At 62.8% G+C, this 24,400-nt stretch carries 27 protein-coding genes; 15 read left to right on the forward strand and 12 right to left on the reverse strand.

Translation table 11 applies throughout. From position 1 onward, the window contains the following. Nucleotides 1–226 precede the first annotated feature (226 nt). The 4 genes from AMK00_RS06025 (at nucleotide 227) to AMK00_RS06040 (ending at nucleotide 1,558) form a co-directional block, all read left to right on the forward strand. Nucleotides 227–436, forward strand: coding sequence for a cold-shock protein (locus AMK00_RS06025; RefSeq protein WP_011424508.1), 210 nt, complete (start codon nucleotides 227–229; stop codon nucleotides 434–436). Between the two features lie 168 nt (nucleotides 437–604). After that, complete coding sequence (locus tag AMK00_RS06030) at nucleotides 605–889, forward strand: hypothetical protein (RefSeq protein WP_064801172.1); 285 nt, start codon at nucleotides 605–607, stop codon at nucleotides 887–889. Between the two features lie 55 nt (nucleotides 890–944). After that, on the forward strand, nucleotides 945–1,181 hold the full coding sequence (rpsU, locus tag AMK00_RS06035; protein ID WP_011424510.1) for a 30S ribosomal protein S21: 237 nt from the start codon (nucleotides 945–947) through the stop codon (nucleotides 1,179–1,181). Nucleotides 1,182–1,321: 140 nt separating this feature from the next. Further along, complete coding sequence (locus tag AMK00_RS06040; protein ID WP_064809885.1) at nucleotides 1,322–1,558, forward strand: hypothetical protein; 237 nt, start codon at nucleotides 1,322–1,324, stop codon at nucleotides 1,556–1,558. Nucleotides 1,559–1,595: 37 nt separating this feature from the next. Here AMK00_RS06040 and AMK00_RS06045 read toward each other — a convergent pair whose 3' ends face one another. Then, on the reverse strand, nucleotides 1,596–2,078 hold the full coding sequence (locus AMK00_RS06045; RefSeq protein WP_064801174.1) for a MarR family winged helix-turn-helix transcriptional regulator: 483 nt from the start codon (nucleotides 2,076–2,078) through the stop codon (nucleotides 1,596–1,598). A 125-nt stretch (nucleotides 2,079–2,203) separates the two neighbouring features. On the opposite strand from AMK00_RS06045, the gene AMK00_RS06050 reads away from it, so the two are divergent. Continuing rightward, nucleotides 2,204–2,626 carry an organic hydroperoxide resistance protein gene (locus AMK00_RS06050; protein WP_003569525.1) on the forward strand — a complete coding sequence of 141 codons (423 nt, stop codon included), beginning with the start codon at nucleotides 2,204–2,206 and terminating at the stop codon, nucleotides 2,624–2,626. A 175-nt stretch (nucleotides 2,627–2,801) separates the two neighbouring features. Here AMK00_RS06050 and AMK00_RS06055 read toward each other — a convergent pair whose 3' ends face one another. Further along, the gene (locus AMK00_RS06055; protein WP_064801176.1) at nucleotides 2,802–3,317 is read right to left on the reverse strand and encodes a MarR family winged helix-turn-helix transcriptional regulator; all 516 of its coding nucleotides are present in this window, start codon (nucleotides 3,315–3,317) and stop codon (nucleotides 2,802–2,804) included. A gap of 88 nt (nucleotides 3,318–3,405) precedes the next feature. On the opposite strand from AMK00_RS06055, the gene AMK00_RS06060 reads away from it, so the two are divergent. The 3 genes from AMK00_RS06060 to AMK00_RS06070 are packed head-to-tail and all read left to right on the forward strand — an operon-like array spanning nucleotide 3,406 to nucleotide 5,475. Next, nucleotides 3,406–4,134: a DUF899 domain-containing protein gene (locus tag AMK00_RS06060; protein WP_064809886.1), complete on the forward strand. Its 729-nt coding sequence runs from the start codon at nucleotides 3,406–3,408 to the stop codon at nucleotides 4,132–4,134. A gap of 43 nt (nucleotides 4,135–4,177) precedes the next feature. After that, entirely contained in the window at nucleotides 4,178–4,645 is a 468-nt protein-coding gene (locus AMK00_RS06065; RefSeq protein WP_064801180.1) for a DUF1579 domain-containing protein, read from the forward strand. A gap of 50 nt (nucleotides 4,646–4,695) precedes the next feature. Then, nucleotides 4,696–5,475: a VOC family protein gene (locus AMK00_RS06070; protein ID WP_064801182.1), complete on the forward strand. Its 780-nt coding sequence runs from the start codon at nucleotides 4,696–4,698 to the stop codon at nucleotides 5,473–5,475. 205 nt (nucleotides 5,476–5,680) lie between these two features. On the opposite strand, the gene AMK00_RS06075 is transcribed toward AMK00_RS06070, so the two are convergent. After that, on the reverse strand, nucleotides 5,681–7,201 hold the full coding sequence (locus tag AMK00_RS06075) for an ABC-F family ATP-binding cassette domain-containing protein (RefSeq protein ID WP_064811658.1): 1,521 nt from the start codon (nucleotides 7,199–7,201) through the stop codon (nucleotides 5,681–5,683). A gap of 451 nt (nucleotides 7,202–7,652) precedes the next feature. Then, entirely contained in the window at nucleotides 7,653–9,248 is a 1,596-nt protein-coding gene (locus tag AMK00_RS06080; RefSeq protein WP_064809887.1) for an ABC-F family ATP-binding cassette domain-containing protein, read from the reverse strand. On the opposite strand from AMK00_RS06080, the gene AMK00_RS33435 reads away from it, so the two are divergent. Beyond that, nucleotides 9,235–9,357, forward strand: coding sequence for a hypothetical protein (locus tag AMK00_RS33435; RefSeq protein ID WP_257784630.1), 123 nt, complete (start codon nucleotides 9,235–9,237; stop codon nucleotides 9,355–9,357). The genes AMK00_RS06080 and AMK00_RS33435 overlap by 14 nt on opposite strands. 316 nt (nucleotides 9,358–9,673) lie before the next feature. On the opposite strand, the gene AMK00_RS06090 is transcribed toward AMK00_RS33435, so the two are convergent. Further along, nucleotides 9,674–11,230 (reverse strand): helicase HerA-like C-terminal domain-containing protein, encoded by a 1,557-nt coding sequence (locus AMK00_RS06090; protein ID WP_064801186.1) that lies wholly within the window; start codon nucleotides 11,228–11,230, stop codon nucleotides 9,674–9,676. A 199-nt stretch (nucleotides 11,231–11,429) separates the two neighbouring features. Here AMK00_RS06090 and AMK00_RS06095 point away from each other — a divergent pair, with 199 nt between their 5' ends. The 3 genes from AMK00_RS06095 (at nucleotide 11,430) to AMK00_RS06105 (ending at nucleotide 12,793) form a co-directional block, all read left to right on the forward strand. Then, nucleotides 11,430–11,822, forward strand: coding sequence for a DUF937 domain-containing protein (locus tag AMK00_RS06095; RefSeq protein WP_064801188.1), 393 nt, complete (start codon nucleotides 11,430–11,432; stop codon nucleotides 11,820–11,822). A gap of 77 nt (nucleotides 11,823–11,899) precedes the next feature. Continuing rightward, the gene (locus AMK00_RS06100; RefSeq protein ID WP_064801190.1) at nucleotides 11,900–12,355 is read left to right on the forward strand and encodes an NUDIX domain-containing protein; all 456 of its coding nucleotides are present in this window, start codon (nucleotides 11,900–11,902) and stop codon (nucleotides 12,353–12,355) included. A 120-nt stretch (nucleotides 12,356–12,475) separates the two neighbouring features. Then, nucleotides 12,476–12,793: a hypothetical protein gene (locus tag AMK00_RS06105; protein ID WP_064801192.1), complete on the forward strand. Its 318-nt coding sequence runs from the start codon at nucleotides 12,476–12,478 to the stop codon at nucleotides 12,791–12,793. A 1-nt stretch (nucleotide 12,794) separates the two neighbouring features. On the opposite strand, the gene zwf is transcribed toward AMK00_RS06105, so the two are convergent. The 6 genes from zwf to AMK00_RS06135 all read right to left on the reverse strand — a co-directional run bounded on the left by zwf (nucleotide 12,795) and on the right by AMK00_RS06135 (nucleotide 18,983). Next, nucleotides 12,795–14,324: a glucose-6-phosphate dehydrogenase gene (zwf, locus tag AMK00_RS06110; RefSeq protein ID WP_064801194.1), complete on the reverse strand. Its 1,530-nt coding sequence runs from the start codon at nucleotides 14,322–14,324 to the stop codon at nucleotides 12,795–12,797. A 321-nt stretch (nucleotides 14,325–14,645) separates the two neighbouring features. Next, nucleotides 14,646–15,416, reverse strand: a complete 771-nt coding sequence (gene tam, locus AMK00_RS06115) for a trans-aconitate 2-methyltransferase (RefSeq protein WP_064801196.1) — start codon at nucleotides 15,414–15,416, stop codon at nucleotides 14,646–14,648. 76 nt (nucleotides 15,417–15,492) lie between these two features. Beyond that, the gene (locus AMK00_RS06120) at nucleotides 15,493–16,773 is read right to left on the reverse strand and encodes a hemolysin family protein (protein ID WP_064801198.1); all 1,281 of its coding nucleotides are present in this window, start codon (nucleotides 16,771–16,773) and stop codon (nucleotides 15,493–15,495) included. Between the two features lie 65 nt (nucleotides 16,774–16,838). Beyond that, on the reverse strand, nucleotides 16,839–17,168 hold the full coding sequence (locus tag AMK00_RS06125) for a hypothetical protein (protein ID WP_123876184.1): 330 nt from the start codon (nucleotides 17,166–17,168) through the stop codon (nucleotides 16,839–16,841). A gap of 15 nt (nucleotides 17,169–17,183) precedes the next feature. Beyond that, nucleotides 17,184–17,648 carry a cupin domain-containing protein gene (locus tag AMK00_RS06130; RefSeq protein ID WP_064801202.1) on the reverse strand — a complete coding sequence of 155 codons (465 nt, stop codon included), beginning with the start codon at nucleotides 17,646–17,648 and terminating at the stop codon, nucleotides 17,184–17,186. A gap of 291 nt (nucleotides 17,649–17,939) precedes the next feature. After that, nucleotides 17,940–18,983: a zinc-dependent alcohol dehydrogenase family protein gene (locus AMK00_RS06135; RefSeq protein WP_064801205.1), complete on the reverse strand. Its 1,044-nt coding sequence runs from the start codon at nucleotides 18,981–18,983 to the stop codon at nucleotides 17,940–17,942. Between the two features lie 247 nt (nucleotides 18,984–19,230). Between AMK00_RS06135 and AMK00_RS06140 the strand changes: the two genes are divergently transcribed. Then, a complete protein-coding gene (locus tag AMK00_RS06140) occupies nucleotides 19,231–20,118 on the forward strand; it encodes a branched-chain amino acid aminotransferase (protein ID WP_064801207.1) in 888 nt (295 codons plus the stop codon). 298 nt (nucleotides 20,119–20,416) lie between these two features. On the opposite strand, the gene AMK00_RS06145 is transcribed toward AMK00_RS06140, so the two are convergent. Continuing rightward, entirely contained in the window at nucleotides 20,417–21,316 is a 900-nt protein-coding gene (locus AMK00_RS06145; RefSeq protein WP_064801209.1) for a LysR family transcriptional regulator, read from the reverse strand. 137 nt (nucleotides 21,317–21,453) lie between these two features. Between AMK00_RS06145 and AMK00_RS06150 the strand changes: the two genes are divergently transcribed. Both AMK00_RS06150 and AMK00_RS06155 read left to right on the forward strand, forming a co-directional pair. Further along, on the forward strand, nucleotides 21,454–22,695 hold the full coding sequence (locus AMK00_RS06150) for an HlyD family secretion protein (RefSeq protein WP_064801211.1): 1,242 nt from the start codon (nucleotides 21,454–21,456) through the stop codon (nucleotides 22,693–22,695). Nucleotides 22,696–22,765: 70 nt separating this feature from the next. Further along, entirely contained in the window at nucleotides 22,766–24,385 is a 1,620-nt protein-coding gene (locus AMK00_RS06155) for an MDR family MFS transporter (protein WP_064809888.1), read from the forward strand. The last annotated feature ends 15 nt before the right edge of the window (nucleotides 24,386–24,400 follow it).

The raw sequence follows: 24,400 nt of genomic DNA on the forward strand, positions 1-24,400 counted from the left end.
CCGGCAATTTTTCTCGGCAAATGCTTTCCCTTTCGCCGCCTGTAAAGGAATTTATTTTCGAAAATCCATTGCTTAATTCGGTAAACCCCCTACATGGGGCGTATCGAATATTGCTTGTGACCCTTTGTCCATGCGCTCCGTGCGCTTCGTCAGATCTCGTCTCAACATCGATATTGCCCGCGGAATCGGTCCCGGGCGCACTCAAACGGTTGAAAAGGAGATCGTTATGAATTCAGGCGTCGTCAAGTGGTTCAATGGCACCAAGGGTTTTGGCTTCATCCAGCCCGATGATGGTTCCACGGACGTTTTCGTCCATATTTCGGCAGTCGAACGCGCCGGCATGCGCGAACTCACCGAAGGTCAGAAGGTCCGCTACGATCTGGTCCGCGACAAGCGGTCCGGCAAGAATTCGGCCGATAACCTTCAGGCCGCATGATTGTCGTTCGCCTGGGCTGACCAGAGATTGCGGCGAGCTGACCACGGATGTACTGGCAGCGCGCTGACCATCAAAGGCAGCTTTGTGGCTGAATGACTGAAAGAGGTCGGGTTCAAGCCCGGCCTTTTTGTTTTGAAATTGAGCAGCCGAAGAGTTGAGGGACGCTGAATGAGCAGATCAAGCTATAAAGTCGGCGACATGATCGTGCTGAAGTCCGGCCTGACCCGCACGGCAAAGGCAGACAAGCGGTGCCGGATCGCCAGCATCCTGCCCAACGATCATGGGCACGTGCAATATCGCGTTCAGTTCACCGGCGAGAATTTCGAGCGCCGCATCACCGAGGACGATATCGACATCGGGGAATCGCCACGGCGGGCGTCACTCGAGGCGGCTGCCAAAGCCGATGACGCCGAGCCATGGCTGAAATTTTCGGGAATCCGCATGGGCAAGTAGCCCGCCATTTTCATCACATGACAGCGGCCTCGCCGCCAACAGGAAGGATATTCGTTTGCAGGTACTCGTCAGGGATAATAATGTCGATCAGGCGTTGCGCGTGCTTAAGAAAAAGATGCAGCGCGAAGGACTTTTCCGGGAAATGAAAGCGCGCAGCGCCTATGAGAAGCCGTCGGAGAAGCGTGCCCGCGAAAAAGGGGAGGCCGTTCGCCGCCAGCGCAAGCTTGCCCGCAAGAAGCTGCAGCGCGAGGGCCTGCTGCCGGCGCCGAAAAAGGCTGTCCGCGCTCGCTGATCCGGCCGTGGCATGCCGGCCGTGGTGTCACGGGCCGGTCGCCACATCTCGGCTTTGTCGAATCGCGTCCTGGCCGTAAAATGATGTTGGCAGCCGCAATGCAAGGATCAAACGCCGCCATCATCTGAGAAAGGGGGCACATGACCGCCACCAAGGGAGAATTCTTCAACCCCGCCAAGCTGTCGTCCCGCGACAAGGCGGAGGCCACCGATCACACGGCGCGCGCCATTATCGCAGCCGAAGCATCGGCCCGTGACAAGAAGACGGAGAAGCTGAGGGCGCTGCGTCTGCAGCAGGCCGCCGAAGAAGCGGAAGCCTCGCCTCCGCCTGCAAAAAAGCGGCGCTCAACTGAGAAGGTCGCCAAGCGGCGCTCCTGATCCCGCCATAGCCGCCACGGGCTCGGGGCAGGGACTTTCAGCCGTCGCCGACCCGGCTGAGATTGGCCCGCAGCCGATGCAGCATGTCGCGCATCTCGGCCATTTCCTCGATCGTGCAGCCGGCGGCTTTCCCGATCGCCGTCATGATCTTATCGACCTCTCCCTTCATCGCCTCACCTTTCGGCGTCAGCGACACGATCACCTGTCGCTCGTCGCGCAGATCGCGGATGCGCTTGATCAGCCCGCTCTGTTCCAGCCGTTTCAACAGCGGCGACAGCGTGCCGGAATCGAGGTCCAGCTGCTCGCCGATCGTCTTCACCGGCAGCGCACTGCGCTCCCACAGCACCAGCATCACGAGATATTGCGGATAGGTGAGGCCGACCCTGTCGAGGATCGGTTTATAGGCGCGGGTAAAAGCATGCGCTGTCGCATAGACCGCAAAGCACAGCTGCTTTTCCAGCCGCTTCTCCTCCTCAGGTATCTCCATCGTCTTTGCCGTTAGCGCTTTCATATCCGTCATCCCCGAGGCTGCGATTGTCTTCTTTCCATCCGTGAAATGCAATTCGCAAAATTCACTTGTGTGCAATTTAATTGTGCGATAGTAAAACCCCAGCCCGATCGAAGGGCCAACCAAAGGAGATCGTCATGCCTATTCTTTATACGACCAAAGCCTCCGCCACCGGCGGCCGCGCCGGCCGCGCCGTTTCCGAAAACGGCGTTCTGGACGTGACGCTGACCGTTCCCAAGGAACTCGGCGGCGACGGCGCGACCGGCACCAATCCCGAACAGCTCTTCGCTGCCGGCTATTCCGCCTGCTTCCTCGGTGCCTTGAAATTTGTTGCAGGCCAGCAGAAGGTCAAGATTCCGGAAGAGACCACCGTCTCGGCCAAGGTCGGCATCGGCCCGCGCGAAGACGGCACCGGCTTCGGCATCGAAGTGGCCCTGACGGTCAATATTCCCGGCCTCGACCGTGAAACCGCCGAAAAGCTCGCCGCCGCGGCCCACATCGTCTGCCCCTACAGCCACGCCATGCGCACCTCGACCGAAGTTCCGGTCACGGTCGCCTGATCCCGGCGATTCAGCGCCTTGGAATTGCCCCTCACCCTAACCCTCTCCCCGTTCTGACGGGGCGAGGGGACGTGCCCTGCGAAAGGCCGCGTGGGACGGAGAGGGTGTGGCATATCCCCTTCTCCCCGTCAGAACGGGGAGAAGGTGCCGGCAGGCGGATGAGGGGCAGGTCGCCCTAAGCGCCCCTTACCCGCCCGCTATAACGCCGCCGGCGCGACCCCTCAGCCGGTTTCGGCGCATCCACCCCCGACAGCGCCTGCAGATCCTGCCGCAGCCGCGTAACGCCGCCGCCCGGCAATCCGTCGTCGAGGGCCGCATGCGTGCTTTCCCAGATCGGCAGTGCCTTTGCCAGCACCGCCTTGCCTTCCGCCGTAAGGCTGAGCAGGCGGCCACGCCGGTCCCTCGGGTTCTCCACCACCGTCACCCAGCCCTTCCGCTGTAAGGGCTTCAGCGCCGCCGTCAGCGTCGTCTGGTCCATGGCGAGCAGGGCGGCGACCGGCCCCATCGGCGGCGGTTCCGGCCGGTTCAGCGACATCATCAGGGAAAACTGCCCGTTGGTGAGGCCGGCCGGCCGCAGCGCATCGTCGAACAGCCGGGCAAGCGCGCGGGCTGCCCGCTGCACATGCAGGCAGAGGCAGGTGTCGCGCACCAGCAGCGTCGTCGAAAACGGAATCTCGATCGAATTTGACATGCGCAATTTATATTGATATCAATGTAATTAGTCAAGGAGAAGGAGATGAGCCGGCTTCACCGGCAGGCGCCGGAGGAGGGCGCATTCCATGCAGAATGAGGTTGTGTCCCGCGAGGAATGGCTGGAGGCCCGGCGTGCCCTGCTCTTGAAGGAAAAGGAGGCGACGAAGCTGCGCGACGGCATCAATGCCGAGCGCATGGCGCTGCCCTGGGTGAAGGTCGACAAGGATTATGTCTTCGAAACGCCCGAGGGAAAGAAGTCGCTCGCCGATCTCTTCGATGGCCGCAGCCAGCTTTTGATCTATCATTTCATGCTCGGTCCCGACTGGCAGGCCGGCTGCCCCGGCTGCTCCTTCCTGTCGGATCACGTCGATGGCGCCCTGCCGCATCTCAACCATCACGACGTCACCTGGGTCGCTGTTTCGCGTGCCCCGCTCGAGAAGATCGCCGCCTACAAAAAGCGCATGGGCTGGAAATTCCCCTGGGTCTCGTCCTTCGGCAGCGATTTCAATTTCGATTATCACGTCTCTTTCAGTCCGGAGGACCTTGCCAAAGACAAAGTCTTCTACAATTTCACTTCTATCGAGCCGGCTGAGGCCCATGACGAACTGCCGGGCCTCAGTGCCTTCTACCGCAACGATAAGGGCGAGGTCTTCCATACCTATTCGAGCTATGCCCGCGGGCCGGAAGAACTGATCGGAACCCTGATGATCCTCGACCGCGCGCCGAAGGGCCGCAACGAGGAAAGCACCATGAATTTCGTGCGCCGCCATGACGAATATGAGGATGCTCCGAAGACATCGTCCTGCTGTCACTGAGCAATCAAACCTCCTGGATATCGTCATTCGAAGGGAGAAGAGAATGATGAAGGCCGCCGAAGTGCTGAAAGAGCATTCCTTTTTGGAAAGACTGGTCGGCGACTGGAGCGTCAGCGCACCCGAGATGTCCGACGGCAACGACTGGGCGGAGACCGTCCGCTCGCTCCACGGCATCTGGTTTGTCGCCGAAGGGACCGGCCATATGCCCGATGGCAAGCCGGCCACCACGATCCTGACGCTCGGCTACAACGCCGAAAAGAACAAATATGTCGGCAGCTGGATCGGCAGCATGATGGACTATATGTGGGTCTATGAGGGCGAGGTCGACGCCTCCGGCAATGTGCTCGACCTCTATACGACTGGACCCGACTTCAGCGGCGATGGCTTCGCCGACTACCGCGAGTGCATCACCTTCGTCGACGACAATCACCGCACTTTCACCTCCAGCGCCAGGCAGGAGGACGGCTCGTGGAAGCAGTTCATGGAAGCACATTACATCCGCAAAATCTGACAACCACGGCGCCCCTAGCGAAAGGGCGGCGTCAGAAGAGGGAGAGCATGATGTCCAAGATGCATGGAAAGTTCATCTGGTGTGAGCTGATGACCCCCGACACCGCAGCCGCCGCAAAATTCTACAGCTCCGTCGTCGGCTGGACCACCTCCGAAATGAAGGTGGAAGGCATGCCGACCTATACCGTCTTCGAGGCGAACGGTATTGGCGTTGCCGGCCTGATGGAGTTTCCGCCCGAGCTCGCAGGCCAGGGCATACCGCCGAACTGGACGGGCTATGTCGGCGTCGACGATGTCGACCAGACGGCAAAGGATTTCGCCGCCAATGGCGGGGCGGTGCGCCGTCCGCCGCAGGACATCCCGACGATCGGCCGCTTCGCCGTGGTCGCCGATCCGCATGGCGCCGTCATTTGCATCATGACGCCGGCGCCGATGGAGCAGACCCGGCCGGAACTGGCCCCCGACGCGCCCGGCAATATCGGCTGGCGCGAGCTCTACGCCGGCAACGGCAAAGAGGCGCTGGACTTTTATTCCAGGCGGTTCGGCTGGACGAAGGACAGCGAAATGGACATGGGGCCGATGGGCGTCTACTACATCTTCGCCCATGACGGCCGGCAGACCGGCGGCATGATGACGAAGCCGGACAACCTGCCGATGACCTTCTGGTGCTACTATTTCATCGTGCCGGCACTCGATGCCGCGATCGAACGCGTCACCTCAGGCGGCGGCAAGGTCGTCAACGGCCCGATGGAGGTCCCCGGCGGCAGCTGGATCATCCAGGCCACCGACCCCCAGGGCGCCTTCTTCTGCCTGGTGGCGCCGAAGCGGTAGTGATTGGGCTGCTTTTGGGGTCGTGCCGCCGGCCCCCTCATCCGCCCTACGGGCAAGATGCTGCGCCTACGAGACAGCCCGCGGCATAGCAACGAGTCTCTTCTCCCCATGGGGGTCCGAAGGACGGGCCGAGACCCCTGGCTCTACCCAGGCAAAGGTGGCGGCAGCCGGATGAGGGGGCTGCACGGCACGCCGCCGCCATCCATCACCCCGCCACAGAAGCAAAAAACCCCTCCGGGCTCTCCACCTCCACCAGCCGCTTCTTCTCGATCAGCCAGAAGCGGTTTCCCACCGCCCGCACGAAGCTGCGGTCGTGCGAGACCAGCAGGCAGCTCGCCTCGTGCGCCATCAGCTCGTTCTCCAGCGCTTCCTGCCCCTCGATATCGAGATGGTTGGTCGGCTCGTCCAGCAGATAGAAGTTCGGCTCCGTCAGCCTCAGCACCAGCATGCCGAGCCGCGCCTTTTGGCCGCCGGACAGCTGGCCGATCGGTTTTGACTGCATGTCGATCGTTATGCCGGCTCCGGCGAGCAGCGCCCGCGCCCGCTGGTCGCCGACATCGAAGCGGCGGATGATCGTGCCGATCGGCGTGTCCCTGTCGGCAAGATCGGCAAGCGCCTGGTCGCCATAGCCGAGAACCAGCGACGGCGTCGCCTTGATCCCGCCCGGCGCCGCCTCCGGCCTTTCGATCGCCTGCTTCAGCATCGTCACCAGCCGCGACTTGCCGGCGCCGTTGTGGCCAAGGAGTACGATGCAGTCATCCTGGCAGATAAATTGCCGGCCGGTCCTGAAGAGCAGCGTTCCATCCGGCGTCGTCACCGCGGCGTCCTCCAGCGTCAGCAGCACCTTGGCATGCGTGCCGCGGTTGGCAAGCCGGATGGCGCCGGCCGAGCGTTCCAGATGTGCCGGTTTTACCGCATCCTCCAGCTTCTCCGCCCGCTGCTTCAGCTGCTTCGTCTTGACGACGAGCAGGTCGCTGCCGGAATTGATCCCGATGTTCTTGAGCTTGGCCGCCTGCTTGCGCAATTGTTCCGCCGTCTTCATGTCGCGCTCGTAGCGCCGCGCTTCGGCGGCGTCGATCTCGTCAAGAGCGGCGCGTGCGCTGCTATAGGGGAGCGCAAAGACCGGCGATTGCTCCGGCCGCAGGAACAGCGTCCTGTTCGTCGTCGCATCGAGGAAGGCGCGGTCGTGGCTGGAGAGGATGACCGGCACGTCACGCGGCAGCGCATTCAGCCAGCTTTCCAGCTGCGCGATCTTTTTGAGGTCGAGATGGTTGGTCGGCTCGTCGAGCAGCAGCACGTCTGGCTCGGTGACCCAGCTGCGGGCGATCATCGCCAGCCGCTGCCAGCCGCCGCTCAACTGCTTCAGAGGCCGGCCGCGCATCACCTCCGGGACTTCGAGCGATTCCAGCACGACATCGACGCGCCAGCTCTCGCTTTCGGCCTGATCGGCCGGCAGCGCCTGCAGCACCGCATCATAGAATGGCGTGTCGGAAAGTGCGGCCGGCACATTCTGCGCGACATGGCCGATCGTGAGCCCGCGGGCCTTAGTGATCTCGCCCTCGCTCGGCTCCAGCGCGCCGGTGATACAGGCAAGCAGGGTGGATTTCCCGCGGCCGTTGGCGGCGACGAGACCAATGCGGTCGCCTGAATTGACGACGAGATTGAGGTTGGAAAACAGCGGATTGCCCAGCGTCACGCCGAGATTGCGGATAGCGATGAGGGTCATGTTCGTTCTCTGGTCCTGACCGGGGGCAAGCGCAATCGGCGGCATCAAGCCATCACGGATTGCGTCTTTGAGGCCCGGGAATAAAAGGAATGCGCGCTGTCATCTGACGGCGGCGCATCGGCCACGAAGGGCAGACCAGGAAGAGATGTGAAAGCGTCTCTGGTCAGCCCTGCAAACGCATTTGCAGGGCGTCGACGGGACCACGCTGGCGATGATGCCGGAAATAATACTGCATGACGTGATCCTCCTTTCTCGAAAGAGTTGCAGGAGGGAAATACCATTGCCGGCAAAATGAGGCAAGGGAGGCGACGTCGGAGGGATGCAGGAAGCAATGTTGCGGCGTGCTTCGAGGCTACGCCTCTCGGGCTTCGCACCTCAGCATGAGGGACGTTGGAGGATGCCGCGCTCCTGAAAGGCGGGCGGGAATGGGGAAAGGCAGCTCCCCCTAAAATCACCCACCCACATAGCCGCCCGGCAATTCCAGCCGCCGCGTTATGCCGATGTTTTCGAGAAACGTCTCGTCGTGGCTGACGACGATCAGCGCCCCGTCATAGGCGCCGAGACCCGCCTCGACCGCCGATATTGAGTCGATGTCGAGATGGTTGGTGGGCTCGTCGAGGATCAGCAGCGGCGGTGGTGCGGCGCCGAGTGTGCAGGCAAGGCCGGCGCGCAGCAATTGGCCGCCGCTGAGCGTCGAAACCGTCTGTAGCGCCGCATCCGCCCTGAACATGAAGCGGGCCAGCGCGGCCCGGCAGGTGTTTTCATCCGCTTGCGGATTGATCCGGCGGAAATTGTCGCGGATCGAGGCTGACGGATCGAGAAGGCCGACCTTCTGGTCGAGCATCGCAAAACCGGTCATCACCGCGACCGTGCCGGCCCAGGCTTTCAGCTCGCCGGTAATGAGTGCGAGCATCGTCGTCTTGCCCGAGCCGTTCGCCCCGGTAATGGCGATGCGTTCCGGTCCCGTCACGTCGAAAGAGAGATCGCAGATGACGGGTTCATCAGGCCGGTAACCTGCCGTCACGCCGTCGATCTTCAGCACGATCTTGCTGGTCGGCAGTCCCGTCGGCGGCAGGCTCACCGATAGCGGCTGCAGGATCTCGATCTTCTCGCGCGCCGCCTTTGCGTCTTCCTGTGCCGCCGCGCGCCGGCGTTCGGCAAGGCGGGCGTTGTCGCCGCCGGTCGTTTCGCTCCGCTCCTTCATACCGCCGAGCAGGATGCGCGGGATGCCGCCCTTGGCCGCCGTCTTCCGCCCGGCGCTGTCCCGGCGCGCCTGACGCTCCACCGTCGCCTGCGTCTTGCGCGCCACCTCGGCCATGCGCTTTTCGGCATCGGCAAGGTCATGTTCCGCTGCGCCAAGCTCCAGCGCCTTGCGCTCGCGATAATGGCTCCAGTTGCCGCCATGGCGGGTGGCGCCGAGCGACGTCAGTTCGACGATCTGATCGACGCTTTCGAGCAGTTCCCGGTCATGGCTGACGATGATCGCGCCGGCCCGCCAGCCTGACATCAGCGCGATTACCGCCGCGCGGCCGTCGCGATCGAGATTGTTGGTGGGTTCGTCGAGCAGCAGGAAATCCGGCTCGGTGAATACAAGCGCGGCCAGCCCGGCCCGCGTGCGCTGCCCGCCGGAGAGCGCGGCAAGCGGTGTGTGCGGCTCTGCGTCGAGCCCGGTGCGGCCGAGTGCTGCGGCGATGCGCGCCGGCAGCATCCAGTCGGCCGCAGCAAGCTCGTCGGCGGTTGCCCTGCCGGCTTCGGCACGGTGGAGAACGGCAAGCGCAGCGGTGACACCGAAGAGATCGGCGATGGTCTCCTCCGGCGCGACCTGCACGCTCTGGCGCAGAATGCCGAGGCTGCCGCTGACCGAGATCGTCCCGGCATGCGGCCGGATCTCACCGGAGACAAGCTTCAGCAGCGTCGTCTTGCCGACGCCGTTGCGGCCGACGAGACCGGTGCGCTCCGGCCCGAAGCTCAGGTCAAGATTAGAAAAAAGCGGCCGCCCATCAGGCGCGGACCACGAAATCCGGGAGAGGGTGATGGATGCAGGCATGGATCTGGATATCCCCGTTGGCAAGGCGAACTGGCGTTGCGATCGGGTTGAAATCCATTGCGGCACACATCCTGTTGAAATGATCGATGGCTGCGAATTTAGGGAATGAAGATGTCAGGTTCAAGATCCTCGGCCCGCCGGCAGTCCGATCCTACCTCGCTGTGGTTATTCGGGTGCTCTGCGGCTACACGGTCTGCTTGACGTAAATCTCAGGATCAAAATCAACGCGCCTGGCTTTTCCTTCGGGTGTTTTCAAGACAAGCTCGACGCCGCCGCCCAGAGAATGCATGTACCGCACGATTGACGATAGCAGGACATCGTCAGCGCTTTCGATTTTCGACACGGTATTTTGTGTCATGGCGGCGCGCGCAGCAACATTGCACCTTTGTCTCGCTCTCTTCTCAGCGAGGGGGAAGAGAGCGAAGCTATCGCTTCAAGCTCCCCAGGATCCCGCGCACCAGCGCCCGGCCGACCTGGGTCGCCACCGTGCGCGCCACGCTCTTCATCGCCGCTTCCACTACCGTTTCGCGCTGATAGCCGGACCGGCCGCGCGATTGGCCGCGGCCCTGGCGGTTGTCGTCATCGCCGCCAAAGCCCGGCAGGTTCCAGCCGGAGGTCGTGCCCTGCTGTTCGGCCGCTTCCTCCTGCGCCCGCTTGGCGGCCTCGGCTTCCGCCGCTTTTTTGGCGCGCGCCGCCAGCATCTCGAAGGCGGATTCGCGGTCGACGTCTTCGTCATAGATGCCGAGAACCGGGCTTCTGTCCATCACCTGCTGGCGTTCGCCGTCGGTCAGCGGGCCGACGCGGCCCGACGGCGGGCGGATCAGCGTGCGCTCGACGATCGACGGCGCGCCCTTGGCCTCCAGCGTCGAGACCAGCGCCTCGCCGGTGCCGAGATTGGTGATGACGGTGGCGCAGTCGAAGGCCGGGTTGGGGCGGAAGGTATCGGCCGCCGTCTTCACCGCCTTCTGTTCGCGCGGCGAATAGGCGCGCAGCGCATGCTGGGCGCGGTTGCCGAGCTGGGCGAGCACCGTTTCCGGCACGTCGAGCGGGTTCTGCGTGACGAAATAGACGCCGACGCCCTTGGAGCGGATCAGCCGCACCACCTGCTCGACGCGTTCGACCAGAACCTTCGGCGCGTCGTTGAACAGCAGATGCGCTTCGTCGAAGAAGAAGACTAGCTTCGGCTTTTCCGGATCGCCCACCTCAGGCAGTTCCTCGAACAGCTCCGACAGCAACCAGAGCAGGAAGGTGGCGTAAAGGCGCGGATTCATCATCAGCTTGTCGGCGGCAAGCACCGAAATCTGGCCGTAGCCATTATTGCTGGTGCGCATGATGTCGGAGATCTTCAGCGCCGGCTCGCCGAAGAAATGTTCCGCACCCTGCTGTTCGAGAACGAGTAGCGCCCGCTGGATCGAGCCGACCGAGGCCTTGGAGATCAGACCGTACTGGCTGGAAAGCTCGGTGGCATTCTCGCCCATATAGTTCAAAAGCGAGGTGAAATCCTTGAGATCGAGCAGCGGCAGGCCGGCCTGATCGGCGATTTTGAAGGCGATGTTGATGACGCCTTCCTGCGGCTCGGAAGCGTCCATCAGCCGGGCGAGCAACAGCGGCCCCATCTCGGCGACGGTGGTGCGCACCCGGTGGCCCTTCTGCCCGAACAGATCCCAGAAAATCACCGGAAACTGGTCGAATTCATAATCGCTGAAACCGATCTGCTCGGCGCGCTTGGTGAGAAAATCCTTGGCCTCGCCTTTGGCGGCGATGCCGGAAAGATCGCCTTTGATATCGGCGGCAAAGACCGGAACGCCGGCCCGGGAAAAGCCTTCCGCCAGCACCTGCAGCGTCACCGTCTTGCCGGTGCCGGTGGCGCCGGTGACGAGGCCGTGGCGGTTGCCGAATTTCAGGTCGAGATATTCCGGCTTGTTGATGCTGTCGTCGGGATTGCGGCTCGCGCCGATGAAAATCTTGCCGTCCTCGATCATCCCCATGCTCCCTTCGGCTCTGCCGCCGTTTGTTGAGAAGGTCCGGCTTGCGCCGCCTTCATCGAACCATCGTTTCCCTGTTATAAGCAGGCAGGCAGATGCGGACAACTGTTTGCATGGCAAGCGAAACCGCTGGCTTGAGTTGCACTCGAATCTCGAATAACGTTGACGTTAACGTCAAAATATCAGGAGGCTGACAATGAATGAAATTGTGACGGAGATTGCCGATCGCGTGGGTATTTCCCCGGAGCAGGCGGAGAAGGCGCTCGGCATGATGCTCGGCTTCCTGCAGCGCGAGGCCGCCGACGGCCCGGTCGCCCGGATGATCGAGGCGATCCCGGGCGGCGCCGATCTCGTCGCCCAGTTCAATGGTGCAGGTGCCGGCGGCGGCGGTTTGCTCGGTGGGCTGATGAGCTCGCTCGGCGGCGGCGGCATCATGGGTCTCGGCCAGCAGCTGATGGGCGAGGGCCTCGGCATGGGCGAGATCACCTCGCTCGCCAAGGAAACCATCGCGATTGCCAAACAATATGCCGGCGAAGAGGTCGTCGACGAAGTCGTCGCCTCCGTCCCCGGCCTCAGCCAGTTCGTCTGAACGACGGCCGAAAACAGGAGCCTCGCGGTATTCGCTGCGAGGCTCTTCTATTTGTCCGCGCCCAGAAGGAGAGCCGCATGACCGTCTGGCGCCCGCCGCAGCAGATCAGGGTGAAAGTGATCGGGCTTGCCTGGCGAGAGAACCGGTTGCTCGCTGCAGAAGTGGAAGATGACAGCGGCCGCATCAAAGGTGTCCGGCCGCTCGGCGGCTCGATCGAATTCGGCGAGACACGCGAACAGGCCCTGCACCGCGAAATCCGTGAGGAGATCGAGACGGAAATCCGCATCGTCGGCCCCTGGCATCTTCTCGAAAACATCTTCGAACACCACGGCGCAATCGGCCACGAATTCATCTTCGCCGCCGATATCGAGCTGGCCGACAAAACCCTCTACGATCGCGATGAGATCCGCTATTCCGAGCTCGACGAGACGGCGGCAACGGCACGCTGGTTCGGCCGCGACATGCTGCGTGATGCCGGGCTCGATCTTTATCCGACTGGCCTCGAGAGGGTGCTGTCGCGCTGGCTTGATTGAGTCCCGGGGACGTTTTTAATCTGCTCGCCAAACTTTGAACGTCCGGGCCTGCCCGATAGGGAACAAGGGGCGTAGAATGGCTGTTTCTGCCGCATTGCCGACATCAGAAGGAACAGCATCATGCGCAGGTTCATTGCAGCAACGTCGATCGCTCTCCTCAGCCTTTCCGCCCCGGTTCTGGCCCAGTCGAACATGGGCATGGATGCCAGCGGCCGCATCGACGGCACGCCGCCGCTCGGCACCGCGCCGGGCGCCGAGCCGCAGACCGGGCTGGTCATCCCGCTCGACTCGATAGAAACCGGCAGCGTCGTCAACAGTGCTCCGAGCGGCCGTGTCGACTGGGCGCGCTGCCCGCCGCGCAAGGCGCGCGGCGCGCTTGCCACGCAGGGCGGCAATAGCGGCGCCTCTGTCAGCCCGGCATGCCGCGAAGGTCAGTAATTCAGGCAAGCCTCTCTTTGCCGTTCTGGCCATCCTGGTGCAGGACGACGCCGAGTTCGTGCCATTTGCGCCCGTCGCGCTCGATGAGCGCGTCGGCGCAGGCCGGTCCCATGCTGCCCGGCGCGTAAGGTTCGGGTGTGCTCGTATCCCCAGCCCAGATGTCGAGGAAGGGCTGCACCGCCGCCCAGCCGGCCTCGATGCCATCGGCGCGCTGGAACAGCGTCTGGTCGCCGATGAAGAGATCGTAGAGCAGCGATTCGTATCCGGTGGTTTTGCCGATGTCGAATTTGTCGGCATAGCGGAAGTCGAGGGAAACAGGCGTCGTATCGACCGAAAGCCCCGGTGACTTGATCGAGATTTCCATGCTCATGCCCTCGTCCGGCTGCACCTGGATCACCAGCCGGTTCGGCGGCAGGCGGCGATTGACCTCGGTCTCGCGAAACTGAGCGAAAGGCACCGGCTGGAAGGTGATGACGATCTCGGTGTCGCGCGCCGTCAGGGCCTTTCCGGTTCTCAGATAGAAGGGCACGCCGGCCCAGCGCCATGTATCCGCATAGAGCTTCAGCGCCACATAGGTCTCGGTGCGGCTGTCGGGCGAAACATCCTTGGTGTCGGGGTAAGCGGGAAGATCGACGCCGTTGAGCGGGCCGGCCGTGTAGGCGCCGCGCACACCATGCGTCTTTGCCTCCTCGGGCGTATAGATGCGCAGCGCCTTCAGCACCTTGCTCTTCTCGTTGCGGATCGCTTCGGCATCGAAGCTGTTTGGCGGTTCCATCGCGATCATCGCCAAGAGCTGGAAGAGATGGTTCGGCACCATGTCGCGCAGCGCACCGGTGGCATCGTAGAATTTGCCGCGGCTGCCGACATCGACGATCTCGGCGGCGGTGATCTGCACGTGGTCGATATAGCGGCTGTTCCACAAGGACTCGATGATCATGTTGGCGAAACGCGCCGTCATCAGGTTCTGCACCGTCTCCTTGCCGAGGAAATGGTCGAGCCGGTAGACTTGGCTTTCGTCGATGTGCGCGAGGATTTGCGCGTTGAGCGCGCGGGCCGAGGCGAGATCGGTGCCGAACGGCTTCTCGATGGCGACGCGGCGGAAGACGCCCTCGCTTTCGTCGGTCAGCCCATGAGCGGCAAGCTTCTCGACGATGGTCCCGAAGAAGGACGGCGGCACCGCCAGATAGAAGGCCGCATTGGCGCTCGGCCCCAGCCGCTTGCCGATCTCGACGAAAACATCCTCCTTGGTGAAATCTCCGGCCATATAGGAAATGCGTCCGCGCAGGCTTTCCCATGCCTCGTCCTTGACCGTCTGCTCCTCGCCGTTCAGATGCTCGAGGAAGGCATCGAACCGGCCGCGCAGGAACTCGTCGTCACCTGCTTCAATGCCGATGCCGAGGATGTGCAGATCCTCGCCGACCAGGCGCTGGCGCGTCAGGTTGATGATCGCCGGCACCAAGAGCCGGCGCGTCAGGTCGCCCGTGGCGCCGAAGATGACGAGAGTGACCGGCGGGGTAGGGGCAGCGTGCATATTGTCATCTCCTGGTTCCTCCGGCCGACTATAATGCGTGCCGCTTTGGCCGCAACATAGGCGGCGAGGGGTAACAGGCATTTGACAGTATCGGGGGCGGGCGTTCAGGGCTACAAAAGCTCATCCGGCTGACTCAAAACCCCTCCCCACAAGGGGGAGGGGCTTAGACGTTGCACCGACGCAGTTCGTTTCACCGTTTCATCCGTAGAAGGATTGATGCGTGCCACAGTCGGTCGCCACGCGTTAACCCCTCCCCCTTGTGGAGGGGTTGGGGAGGGTCTTTCTTTGGGGGGCGAACCGGAGGATGCCGGCCGCAACGGGTTATCCCTTCACTGCCACGATGAAAATCCGTGGGAACCGCAGCAGCACCCGCCCGTCCGACAGCTTCGGATAGGCTTTTTCCATCCGTTCGAGATAATCGGCCAGGAAAGCCTCGCGATGTCGCTCGCCGGCATGGGCGAGATAGGGCATCAGCCCGGTTCCCTTGACCCATTCGACGATATCAGCCGCGTCCGCCATCGGATGATTGTAGATGGTGTGCCAGATATCGATGCGCGCCGCCTTGGCAATCAGCCTGGAATAATAGGTGGACGGCGGTGCCAGCGGCTGGCGACGCACGCTCTTTGCCTCGAAAGCGGCCTTCCACGGGCCAGCATGGGCAGTCTCTTCCATCGCCAGGTGCGAGGGTTCGCCGAGATTGTCGGGCATCTGCACGGCAAGGACCCCGCCTTCGGAAAGTCCGTCCATCAGCCGCTCGAAAATGTCGAGGTGATCGGGCAGCCATTGGAAGACGGCATTGGCAAAGAGCAGATCGGCGGGCTCCGTCGGCTGCCAGCTGCCAAGATCCGCCTCGACGAAGGCGGTGCCGGGAAGCCGCTTGCGGGCCGCCTCCAGCATGTTGATGTCGCTGTCGAGGCCGGAGACGCCGCCAGCCCCATAACGCGCGATGATGAGCTCGGTCGAGTTGCCTGGGCCGCAGCCGAGGTCGACGGCGCGGCGAAGGCTTTGCAGCGGCACCTGCGCCAGAAGATCGCGCGCCGGCCGCGTGCGCTCGTCCTCGAACTTCACATATTGGCTGGCGGACCATGCCATGGCGATACCTCCTGATGTCGAGCCACGTCTTCCATGTGGCGGATGCGGATCGTGTCGATGTTGCGCCCCGTCGAGCTCAGTCGCGCACTTCAGAGACAAGGATTTTGTCCACGCGCCTGCCGTCGAGATCGACGACCTCGAAGCGCCATCCATCTCTCGTGAAGCTCTCCCCCAGGTCCGGCAGATGTTTCAGCTCCTCCAACACCAGGCCGGCCACGGTCTGATATTCGAGATCGTCCTCGAGCTTGAGATTCAGGAACTCGGCGAATTCGTCGATCGGCGCCCAGCCGGAGACGAGATAGGAACCATCGTCTCGGCGAGCGATGGCCTGCTCGTCGACCGGTCCCTCCTGCAGCGCGCCCATGATCGCTTCCAGAATGTCGCCCGACGAGACAATCCCCTCGAAATGGCCGTATTCGTCAAACACCAGCACCATGTGAACAGGCGATTTCCTGATCGCTTCAATCACACTGGTAGCAGTTGCCAGGTCCGAAACCACGGGGACATCCTGCGTCAGTGCCTTGATGTCGGCGCTGCCGTGTTCGGATATCGAGTCGTAGAAATCCTTGACCGGAAGGATGCCGATCACCTCGTCGGAACTGCCTTTGCGAACCGGCAATCGAGACCGTTTCGTCCGGTGCAACTGCGCCCGGATTTCATCGAGGCTGTCGTCGATATCGATAATTTCGACGTCCCGCCGCGGCGTCATCAGCGCCCGGGCGGTGCGGTCCGCCAGCCGCATGACGCCAGAGATCATCGCGGACTCTTCGCTCTCGATGACGCCCGCCGACTGCGCCTCGGCCAGAACGGTCTTGATCTCTTCGTCAGAGACGTTATCGCCGGCTTTTCCTGTCTGGCCGAGCAGCTTGAGCATCAGATTTCCCGAGGCGTTGAGAAGCCAGACGAGAGGCAGCGCAATCTTTGAAAGCATCGCCATGGCGGGTGCGACCCTCGCCGCAACCGCTTCGGGTTCCCGCAATGCGATCTGCTTTGGAACAAGTTCGCCGACGATCAGGGAGAGATAGGTGATAGCCACGACGACGGAACCGACGCCGATGGCGTCAGCAGCCGTCGATGACATCCCCTGCGCCTCCAGCCATGCTGTCAGGCGGCCGCCGAGCGTGGCCCCGGAGAAAGCGCCGGAGAGAACACCGACCAGCGTGATGCCGATCTGAACCGTGGAGAGAAAGCGACCGGGGTTTTCGGCAAGTTTGATGGCTTGAGCTGCACCCTTGCTCCCATTGTCGGAGAGAACCTTCAGGCGTGCCGTTCGAGAAGACACGACGGCGAGCTCAGACATGGCGAGCACACCATTCAGGATGGTGAGAAACGCCACAATGCCAATTTCCAGAAACACAGGGACCCTATTCGTTGAGGTTTTAATGCCGCATAAGGCAAGGCGGCAGGGCTTTCGCAGAGACGCTATATCTGCGCATCACCCATCGGCAAAGCTTTCTGTGCGAGCCCGGCTGGGTGCGAGGCGGACATCGCCACACCGTCTACAGTCAGCGTCGGCATCTTCTGCCGCGGCTTTCCGGTTTGATCGGACGGGGCTTGTACTGGATGGGTCGCTATCAGGCATGGCGCAATTTTGGCGGTGAAACGGGTCCGGCGCAAGAGGCGCTGGGCGAATTCCCTATAGCGTCTTGATGTGACAGTTTCGAAAACGGCGGCGAACATGGTTTCCGGCTGGAAATTTCGGGGCAATTCACATGTCTGCGTGATGCCGAAGACGCTCGAACGTACCGGCATCACGCGCTCGAACCGTCAGGCCGCCAGAATGGTGATCCCATAAGCATTGGCGGCGGCCGTCATCCGGGCGATGGTCTCGGGCGAGGGGGCTTTCAGCGGCTCGCTCGTGCCTTCCGCTTCGATGAATTCGGCCATGTCGCGATCGACGATCGCCGAAAACACCGCCGGAACGGTTCCCCGGTTGGCGTAGCCATGCACCATAAAGGGCGCGATCGTGACGATGTCGCCAGCACCTGCCTCGATCTCTTCGGGGCCGCTGTCGGTCAGCCGCCAGATCGTCAAACGACCCTCGAGAATGCGGAATACTTCCGGGCTTGCATGCGCATGTTTCGGCGTCCGGCTGCCGGGTGGTACGGTGACGTCGAAAATATTGAGCCAGGTTCCGCGGATACGGACCTGTCGTTCGATGCGGTCGCCGAGGACGAAAAAGCGCTTCGCCTCTTCGCCCGCAGGCTTTGTCACAAATGAGTTGGACATCATGTCTCTTTCTTCTTCTTACAGGCTTTTTCCAGCGGGCGCAGCCGTTAGACCTTTGCGCGGCCTTTGACAACCGCCCCGTTGTGGGGGCAGATCGCCGGATCACGCGACAACATGCGCCTTATGAGGGCGTCGCGGCTGATATCGGTGTGCCCCGCCGCTTCCGCAAGGCCCGGCAACGCCTCGCCGGCTGCGTGGAAATGACCCGGTTCCTGTAATGCGGCCGACACAGAAGCGGCGCATAGACCAAGGCGGCGCTTCCGGCCGCCACCGGCAGGCAGGGGCCCCGTTCGCTCACGAAAACCGCGTGATCACGCTGATCCCCGTCCCCTCCGCCTTGTCGAGCGCCATCAGCGCCGGCACGGCTTCCTCCAGGCTGATCCGCCGTCCGATCAGCTTCTGCGGCGCGATCTTGCCGGCGCCCAGCATCGACAGCATGGCGTCGTAGCGCCAGGCCTGCATGCCGTGGCTGCCGTAGATTTCGAGTTCGTTGCTGATCACCTGCGCCATCGGGATTTGCGGCGTGGCATATTCGCCGAGCATCAGCCCCACCTGCACATGCCGGCCGCGCCGGCGCAGATTCTTGATCGAGTTGAAGCAGGTGGCGGGATGGCCGAGCGCGTCGATCGAGACATGCGCGCCGCCTTTGGTGATCTCGCGCACCGCCTCGGCGACGTCGGCAACGCTTGCGGCATTGACCGTCGCCACCGCGCCGCACTCTCTGGCGAAGGCAAGTTTCTCCTCCGATATGTCGATGCCGATCGCATTGGCGCCCAGCGCAGTGGCGATCATGATCGCCGACAGGCCGACCCCGCCGCAGCCATGCACGGCGATCCATTCACCGGGTCCGGTGCGCGCATGGTCGGCGACGGCGCGAAACGAAGTGGCGAAGCGGCAGCCGAGGCTTGCCGCCGTCGCATCGTCGATCGTATCGGGCAGGTGCACCAGATTGGTGTCGGCATAATCGATCGCCACATATTCGGCGAAGGAGCCCCAATGGGTGAAGCCCGGCTGAAACTGGTTCGGGCAGACCTGCTGGTTGCCGGAGTGGCATTCGCTGCAATGGCCGCAGCCGGAAACGAAGGGCACCGTCACCCGGTCGCCGACCTTGAAGCGCATCACGCCGCGCCCGGTGGCGACGACCCGCCCGGCAAGCTCGTGTCCCGGCACATGCGGCAGCCGGATATCGGGATCGTGCCCCATCCAGCCGTGCCAGTCGCTGCGGCAAAGGCCGCTGGCACCGACGGAGATGACGACGCCATCCTCTGTCGGCGTCGGATCGGGCAGGGTGCGGATTTCGGGCGCCTGCTCGAAGGCTTCATAATACATGGCTTTCATCGGCGTTCTCCCTTGCCGCTGTCCGGCGATTTCTCCTCATGATCGCATGCGCCAGCCCGCTGTTCCAACAAAGATTCGATCATTTTTGCTGATGCACCCATCGCTCACGCCGCAGGTGTCGCGCACGAATATTGCGGCCGGACGCTGTCCCCCGGCATTTTCTTGCTTCCGTATTTCCGGCCGGGATTTGTCCTTGACCCGGCTTGCCGCCGGGGTTTTTGCTTTCCCGGATGAAGGGAGAGCAGCAATGGCCGTCGATACATCACCGCGTTCCACCACCTGGACTCACGTCGACGGGGAATGGCTTCCCGGCAATCCGCCGCTGATCGGGCCGACCTCGCATGCCATGTGGCTCGGCTCGACGGTCTTCGACGGCGCCCGCTGGTTCGACGGCATCGCCCCGGATCTCGATCTGCATTGCCAGCGCGTCAACCGCTCGGCGCTCGCCATGGGGCTGAAGCCGGTAAAATCGGCCGAGGAGATCGCCGCGCTTGCCTGGGAAGGCGTTGGCAGATTCGACGGCGCGACGGCGATCTACATCAAGCCGATGTATTGGGGCGAACATGGTTCGGCCGGTAGCATCGTCTCCGTCGATGCGGAATCGACCCGTTTCGCGCTCTGCCTGTTCGAGGCGCCGATGGGCGGTCATGCCGGCACCAGCCTCACCGTCTCGCCCTATCGCCGTCCGTCGCCGGAAACGGCAATGACCGAGGCGAAGACCGGCTCGCTCTATCCCAATAGCGGCCGCATGATCGCCGAGGCCCGCAGCCGCGGTTTCGACAATGCGCTGGTGCGCGACCTCAACGGCAACGTCGTCGAAACCGCCTCGTCGAACGTCTTCCTGGTGCGCGACGGCGTGGTGATGACGCCGGCTGCCAACCGCACCTTCCTCGCCGGCATCACCCGCGCCCGCGTCATCGGCCTGCTTCGCAAGGCCGGTTTCGACGTCGTCGAAGCAACCCTCTCCGTCGAGGATTTCCTCACCGCCGACGAAATCTTCACCACCGGCAACTACTCCAAAGTCGTCGGCGTCACCCGCCTCGACGACCGCAACCTCCAGGAAGGCCCGGTCACCCGCAAGGCGCTGGAGCTCTACATGAACTGGGCCCACGGCAGAACCGAGAGCGAGGAGTGAGCCACGATCCCGCGCAGCGGGAGCAATCGATCCAGTGAATCGATTGCAGTGGCGAACGCCCGGAGCGCAAGCGCAGGGCCGGGGCGGTTCCGCCGGCAGAATTGAGATCGGGGATACCCCCCTCTGCCCTGCCGGGCATCTCCCCCACAAGGGGGGAGATCGGCAAGAAGCGATACCTCGCCCTAAGTTCACGATTCATGTGACGGCCAGTTGTTTGGGGAAGCCATCGCGCCCAGCCAATCTCCCTCCTTGTGGGGGAGATGCCCGGCAGGGCAGAGGGGGGTGCCATCCCACCCCCTCAGATCATCCACTTCCGATGTTCCGCAAATCTCTCCGCCAAGAGATCGATAAACAGCCGCACCTTCGTCGGCAGATGGCTGCGGTTGGGGTAGACGGCGTTGATGGTGAATTCCACCGGCCGATAATCCGGCATGATCTTTATCAGTCGCCCTTCGGCAATGTCGTCGAACACCACGAAGCTCGGCGCCAGGAAGAGGCCTCGTCCGTTCAACGTCAGGAAGCGCAGCATCTCGGCATTGTTCGAGACAACATTGCCGCTGATCTTGACGCTCTCCTGCCGGCCGTCGCCATCCTCGAAGCGCCACTCATCGCCATAAGGGTAATAGGCGTATTGCAGGCAATTGTGATCGGCGATTTCGGCCGGCTTCAGCGGGAGCGGATGGCTGTCGACATAGGCAGGTGAGCAGACCAGCATATGGCGCCACGGCGTCAGCTTGCGCGCGATGAGCGACGAATCCGGCGGCAGGGTGCGGATGACTAGGTCATAGCCATCCTCAATCATGTCGACCATCCGCTCGCCGACGCTGAAATCGACCGAGATCGACGGATAGAGCTCCATATATTCGGTGAAAACGGGCAGCAGGAAACGCACGATCGAGCCGCTGGTATAGACCTTCAGCGTGCCGCGCGGCGTCGTGCTCAGCGCGCTCGCCGTCCGGTCCGCTTCATCGAGTTCGGCGAGAATCTGCGACGACCGCTCATAATAATATTTGCCGGTTTCCGTGAGGCTGACCTTGCGCGTCGTGCGGTTAAGCAGCCGCACGCCGAGCCTGTCCTCCAGCGATTGCACATGATTGCCGACCATGGTGACGGACATGTTCAGCCGCCGCGCGGCAGCGGAAAAACCGCCGCATTCCACGACGCGGCCAAAAACTGCAAGGCTTGTCAGCCGATCCATATTGCCCTCGGATTATCCGCTGAGAGTTGATGATCCTTCCCGATTTAAGCAGATTATCAAAGTGAATGGCAGGGCGCATTTTCCTTCGCATTGAACAGGCCTCGCCTAAGCAGGGCGACAGACGAAGGAAAAGGACGATGGTCGAGCTACCCCGCAAGCAGGTTTTCGAAAGTGCTGGAGAGGCCGAGCGCATCTTGGCCGAGGAGGCCGCCAGGGCCCCCGCCGCCGAGGCACCCGCAACACCCATGACCGGAACCCCGGTCGCGCAAGCGCCTGAAAAGACCGGCCGCCGGATGCTCAAGCGTGCGGTCATCGCCGCGGCACTGTTTGCCGGCGCCGCATTTGCTAGCGATTTCGGCTATCGCTACTGGACGGTCGGCCGTTTCATCGAATCCACCGACGACGCCTATGTGAAGGCCGATTACACCACCGTCGCCCCGAAGGTTGCCGGCTATATCAAGCAGGTTCTCGTCAACGACAACGACGTGGTCAAATCAGGCCAGGTTCTCGCCCGCATCGACGACCGCGACTTCCAGGCGGCGCTCTCGCAGGCGAGAGCCGACGTCAAGGCAGCCGAGGCCGCCATCACCAACATCGATGCCCAGATCGCGTTGCAACAGTCGGTCATCGCGCAGGCCAAGGCCACGATCGCCGCTTCGCAGGCCTCGCTGGACTTTGCCGTCTCCGATGCCGCTCGCTCCGCCCGCCTGATCACCAACGGCGCCGGCACCCAGTCGCGCGCCGAACAGACCCAGTCGGCTCGCGACCAGGCGGCTGCCGCCGTCGAACGCGATCGGGCAGCGCTCGTCGCGGCAGAGAACAAGGTGCCGGTGCTCCGGACTGAGCGGGAACAGGCGGTGGCCCAGCGCGACCGGGCGGCGGCCGCCGCTCGCCAGGCCGAACTCAACCTGTCCTACACGGATATCGTCGCCGCCGTCGACGGCACGGTCGGCGCCCGCTCGATCCGCGTCGGCCAATATGTCACCTCGGGCACCCAGCTGATGGCGGTCGTGCCGCTGCATGCGGTCTATGTCGTCGCCAATTTCAAGGAAACGCAGCTGACTTATGTCCGTCCCGGCCAGTCGGTCGAGATCAAGGTCGACAGTTTTCCCGATATGTCGGTCAAGGGTCATGTCGACAGCGTTTCGCCGGCAAGCGGTCTGGAATTCTCGCTGCTGCCGCCGGACAATGCCACCGGCAACTTCACCAAGATCGTCCAGCGTATCCCCGTCAAGATCGTCATCGACGACGAGGCTCTGGGCGGGCTGCTGCGCTCGGGCATGTCGGTCGAGCCCGAAGTCGATACCAAGGCTGCCCAGAGCGAGGCTTCCCAGGCCTCTGGAGAAGCCGAGGAGGAATTATCCAGCCACGCTGGGTGATTCATTTCCTCCCGAAATATCGCAGAACCCATCGTCAGAAAGTTTCCGCAACAGCGGAAGGAGATAGGGCATGGCCACGCTTCAGATCGCCGCAATCGGCAATTCGCTTACGCGCCCCGCCGCGGCAGCGCCCGCGACGCCTGCCGTCACGAGCCCGCTTCGCATGTGGTCGGCCGTGGTCGGCTCGACACTCGGCGCCTTCATGGCGGTCCTCAACATCCAGATCGTCAATGCCTCGCTTGCCGATATCCAGGGCGCCATCGGCGCCGGCACCGATGACGGCGGCTGGATCTCGACCTCCTATCTAATCGCCGAAATCGTCGTCATTCCGCTCAGCGGCTGGCTGGCGCGAGTCTTTTCGCTGCGCAACTATCTGTTGGCCAACGCCATCCTCTTCCTGATCTTCTCGGTGGCCTGCGCCTTCGCGGCCAATCTGCAGCAGATGATCATCCTGCGCGCCATTCAGGGTTTTGCCGGTGGCGTGCTGATCCCGATGGCCTTCACCATCATCATCACGCTGCTGCCCAAGGCCAAGCAGCCGGTCGGCCTTGCCCTCTTTGCCTTGTCGGCCACCTTCGCACCAGCGATCGGTCCGACGATCGGCGGGTACCTCACCGAGAGCTGGGGCTGGGAATATATCTTCTACGTCAATCTGGTCCCCGGCGCGCTGATGGTCGGCCTGCTCTGGGCCTCGCTCGATCGGACGCCGATGAACCTGAAACTGCTCGCCAAGGGTGACTGGCCGGGTATCGTCACCATGGCGATCGGCCTGGCCGCCTTGCAGACCGTGCTGGAAGAGGGCAACAAGGAAGACTGGTTCGGCTCCGATTTCATCCTGCGCCTGTCGGTTATATCAGTCGTCTCGCTGACCCTGTTCATCGTCATCGAGCTGAGAGCGGCTCATCCGCTCTTGAACCTCCGTCTGCTGCTGCGCCGTAATTTCGGCTTCGGCATCGTCGCCAATTTCCTGCTCGGCATCGCGCTTTACGGTTCGGTCTTTGTGCTGCCGATCTATCTCGCCCGCATCCAGGGCTATAATTCCGAGCAGATCGGCATGGTTCTCGCCTGGACCGGCATTCCGCAGCTGCTGCTGATCCCCCTGGTGCCGCGCCTGATGAAGCGTTTCGATGTGCGGCTGCTGATTATCATCGGCTTCGCCCTCTTTGCCGCCTCGAATTTCATGAACGTGCACATGACCGGCGATTATGCCAGCGACCAGCTCTTCTGGCCGAACATCGTCCGCGCCATCGGCCAGGCGCTGGTCTTCACGCCGCTCTCGGCGATCGCCACCGCAGGCATCGAGCAGGAGAATGCCGGTTCGGCGTCGGCGCTGTTCAATATGATGCGCAATCTCGGCGGCGCGGTCGGCATCGCCTTGCTGCAGACCTTCCTGTCGAAGCGCGAGCAGTACCATTCGAATATCCTCACCCACTCGGTCTCGGTCTTCGAGGAAGCCACCCGCGATCGTATCGCTCGCCTGACCGCCTACTTCATGAGCCATGGCGTCAGCGACCAGGCGCTCGCCAGCCATAAGGCCATGGTCGCCATCGCGCTCAAGATACGCAAGCAGGCCAATATCATGGCCTTCAGCGACGCTTTCTTCCTGCTCGGCGTTGCGCTCGTCGTCGCATTGCTTGCGATCCTGCTACTGAAGAAACCCGGTCAACTCTCGGGCGGCGGCGCCCATTAGCGCCACCTGGTCAAG

The organism is Rhizobium sp. N621 (assembly GCF_001664325.1).
In the GTDB taxonomy this organism is placed as follows: Bacteria; Pseudomonadota; Alphaproteobacteria; order Rhizobiales; family Rhizobiaceae; genus Rhizobium; species Rhizobium esperanzae.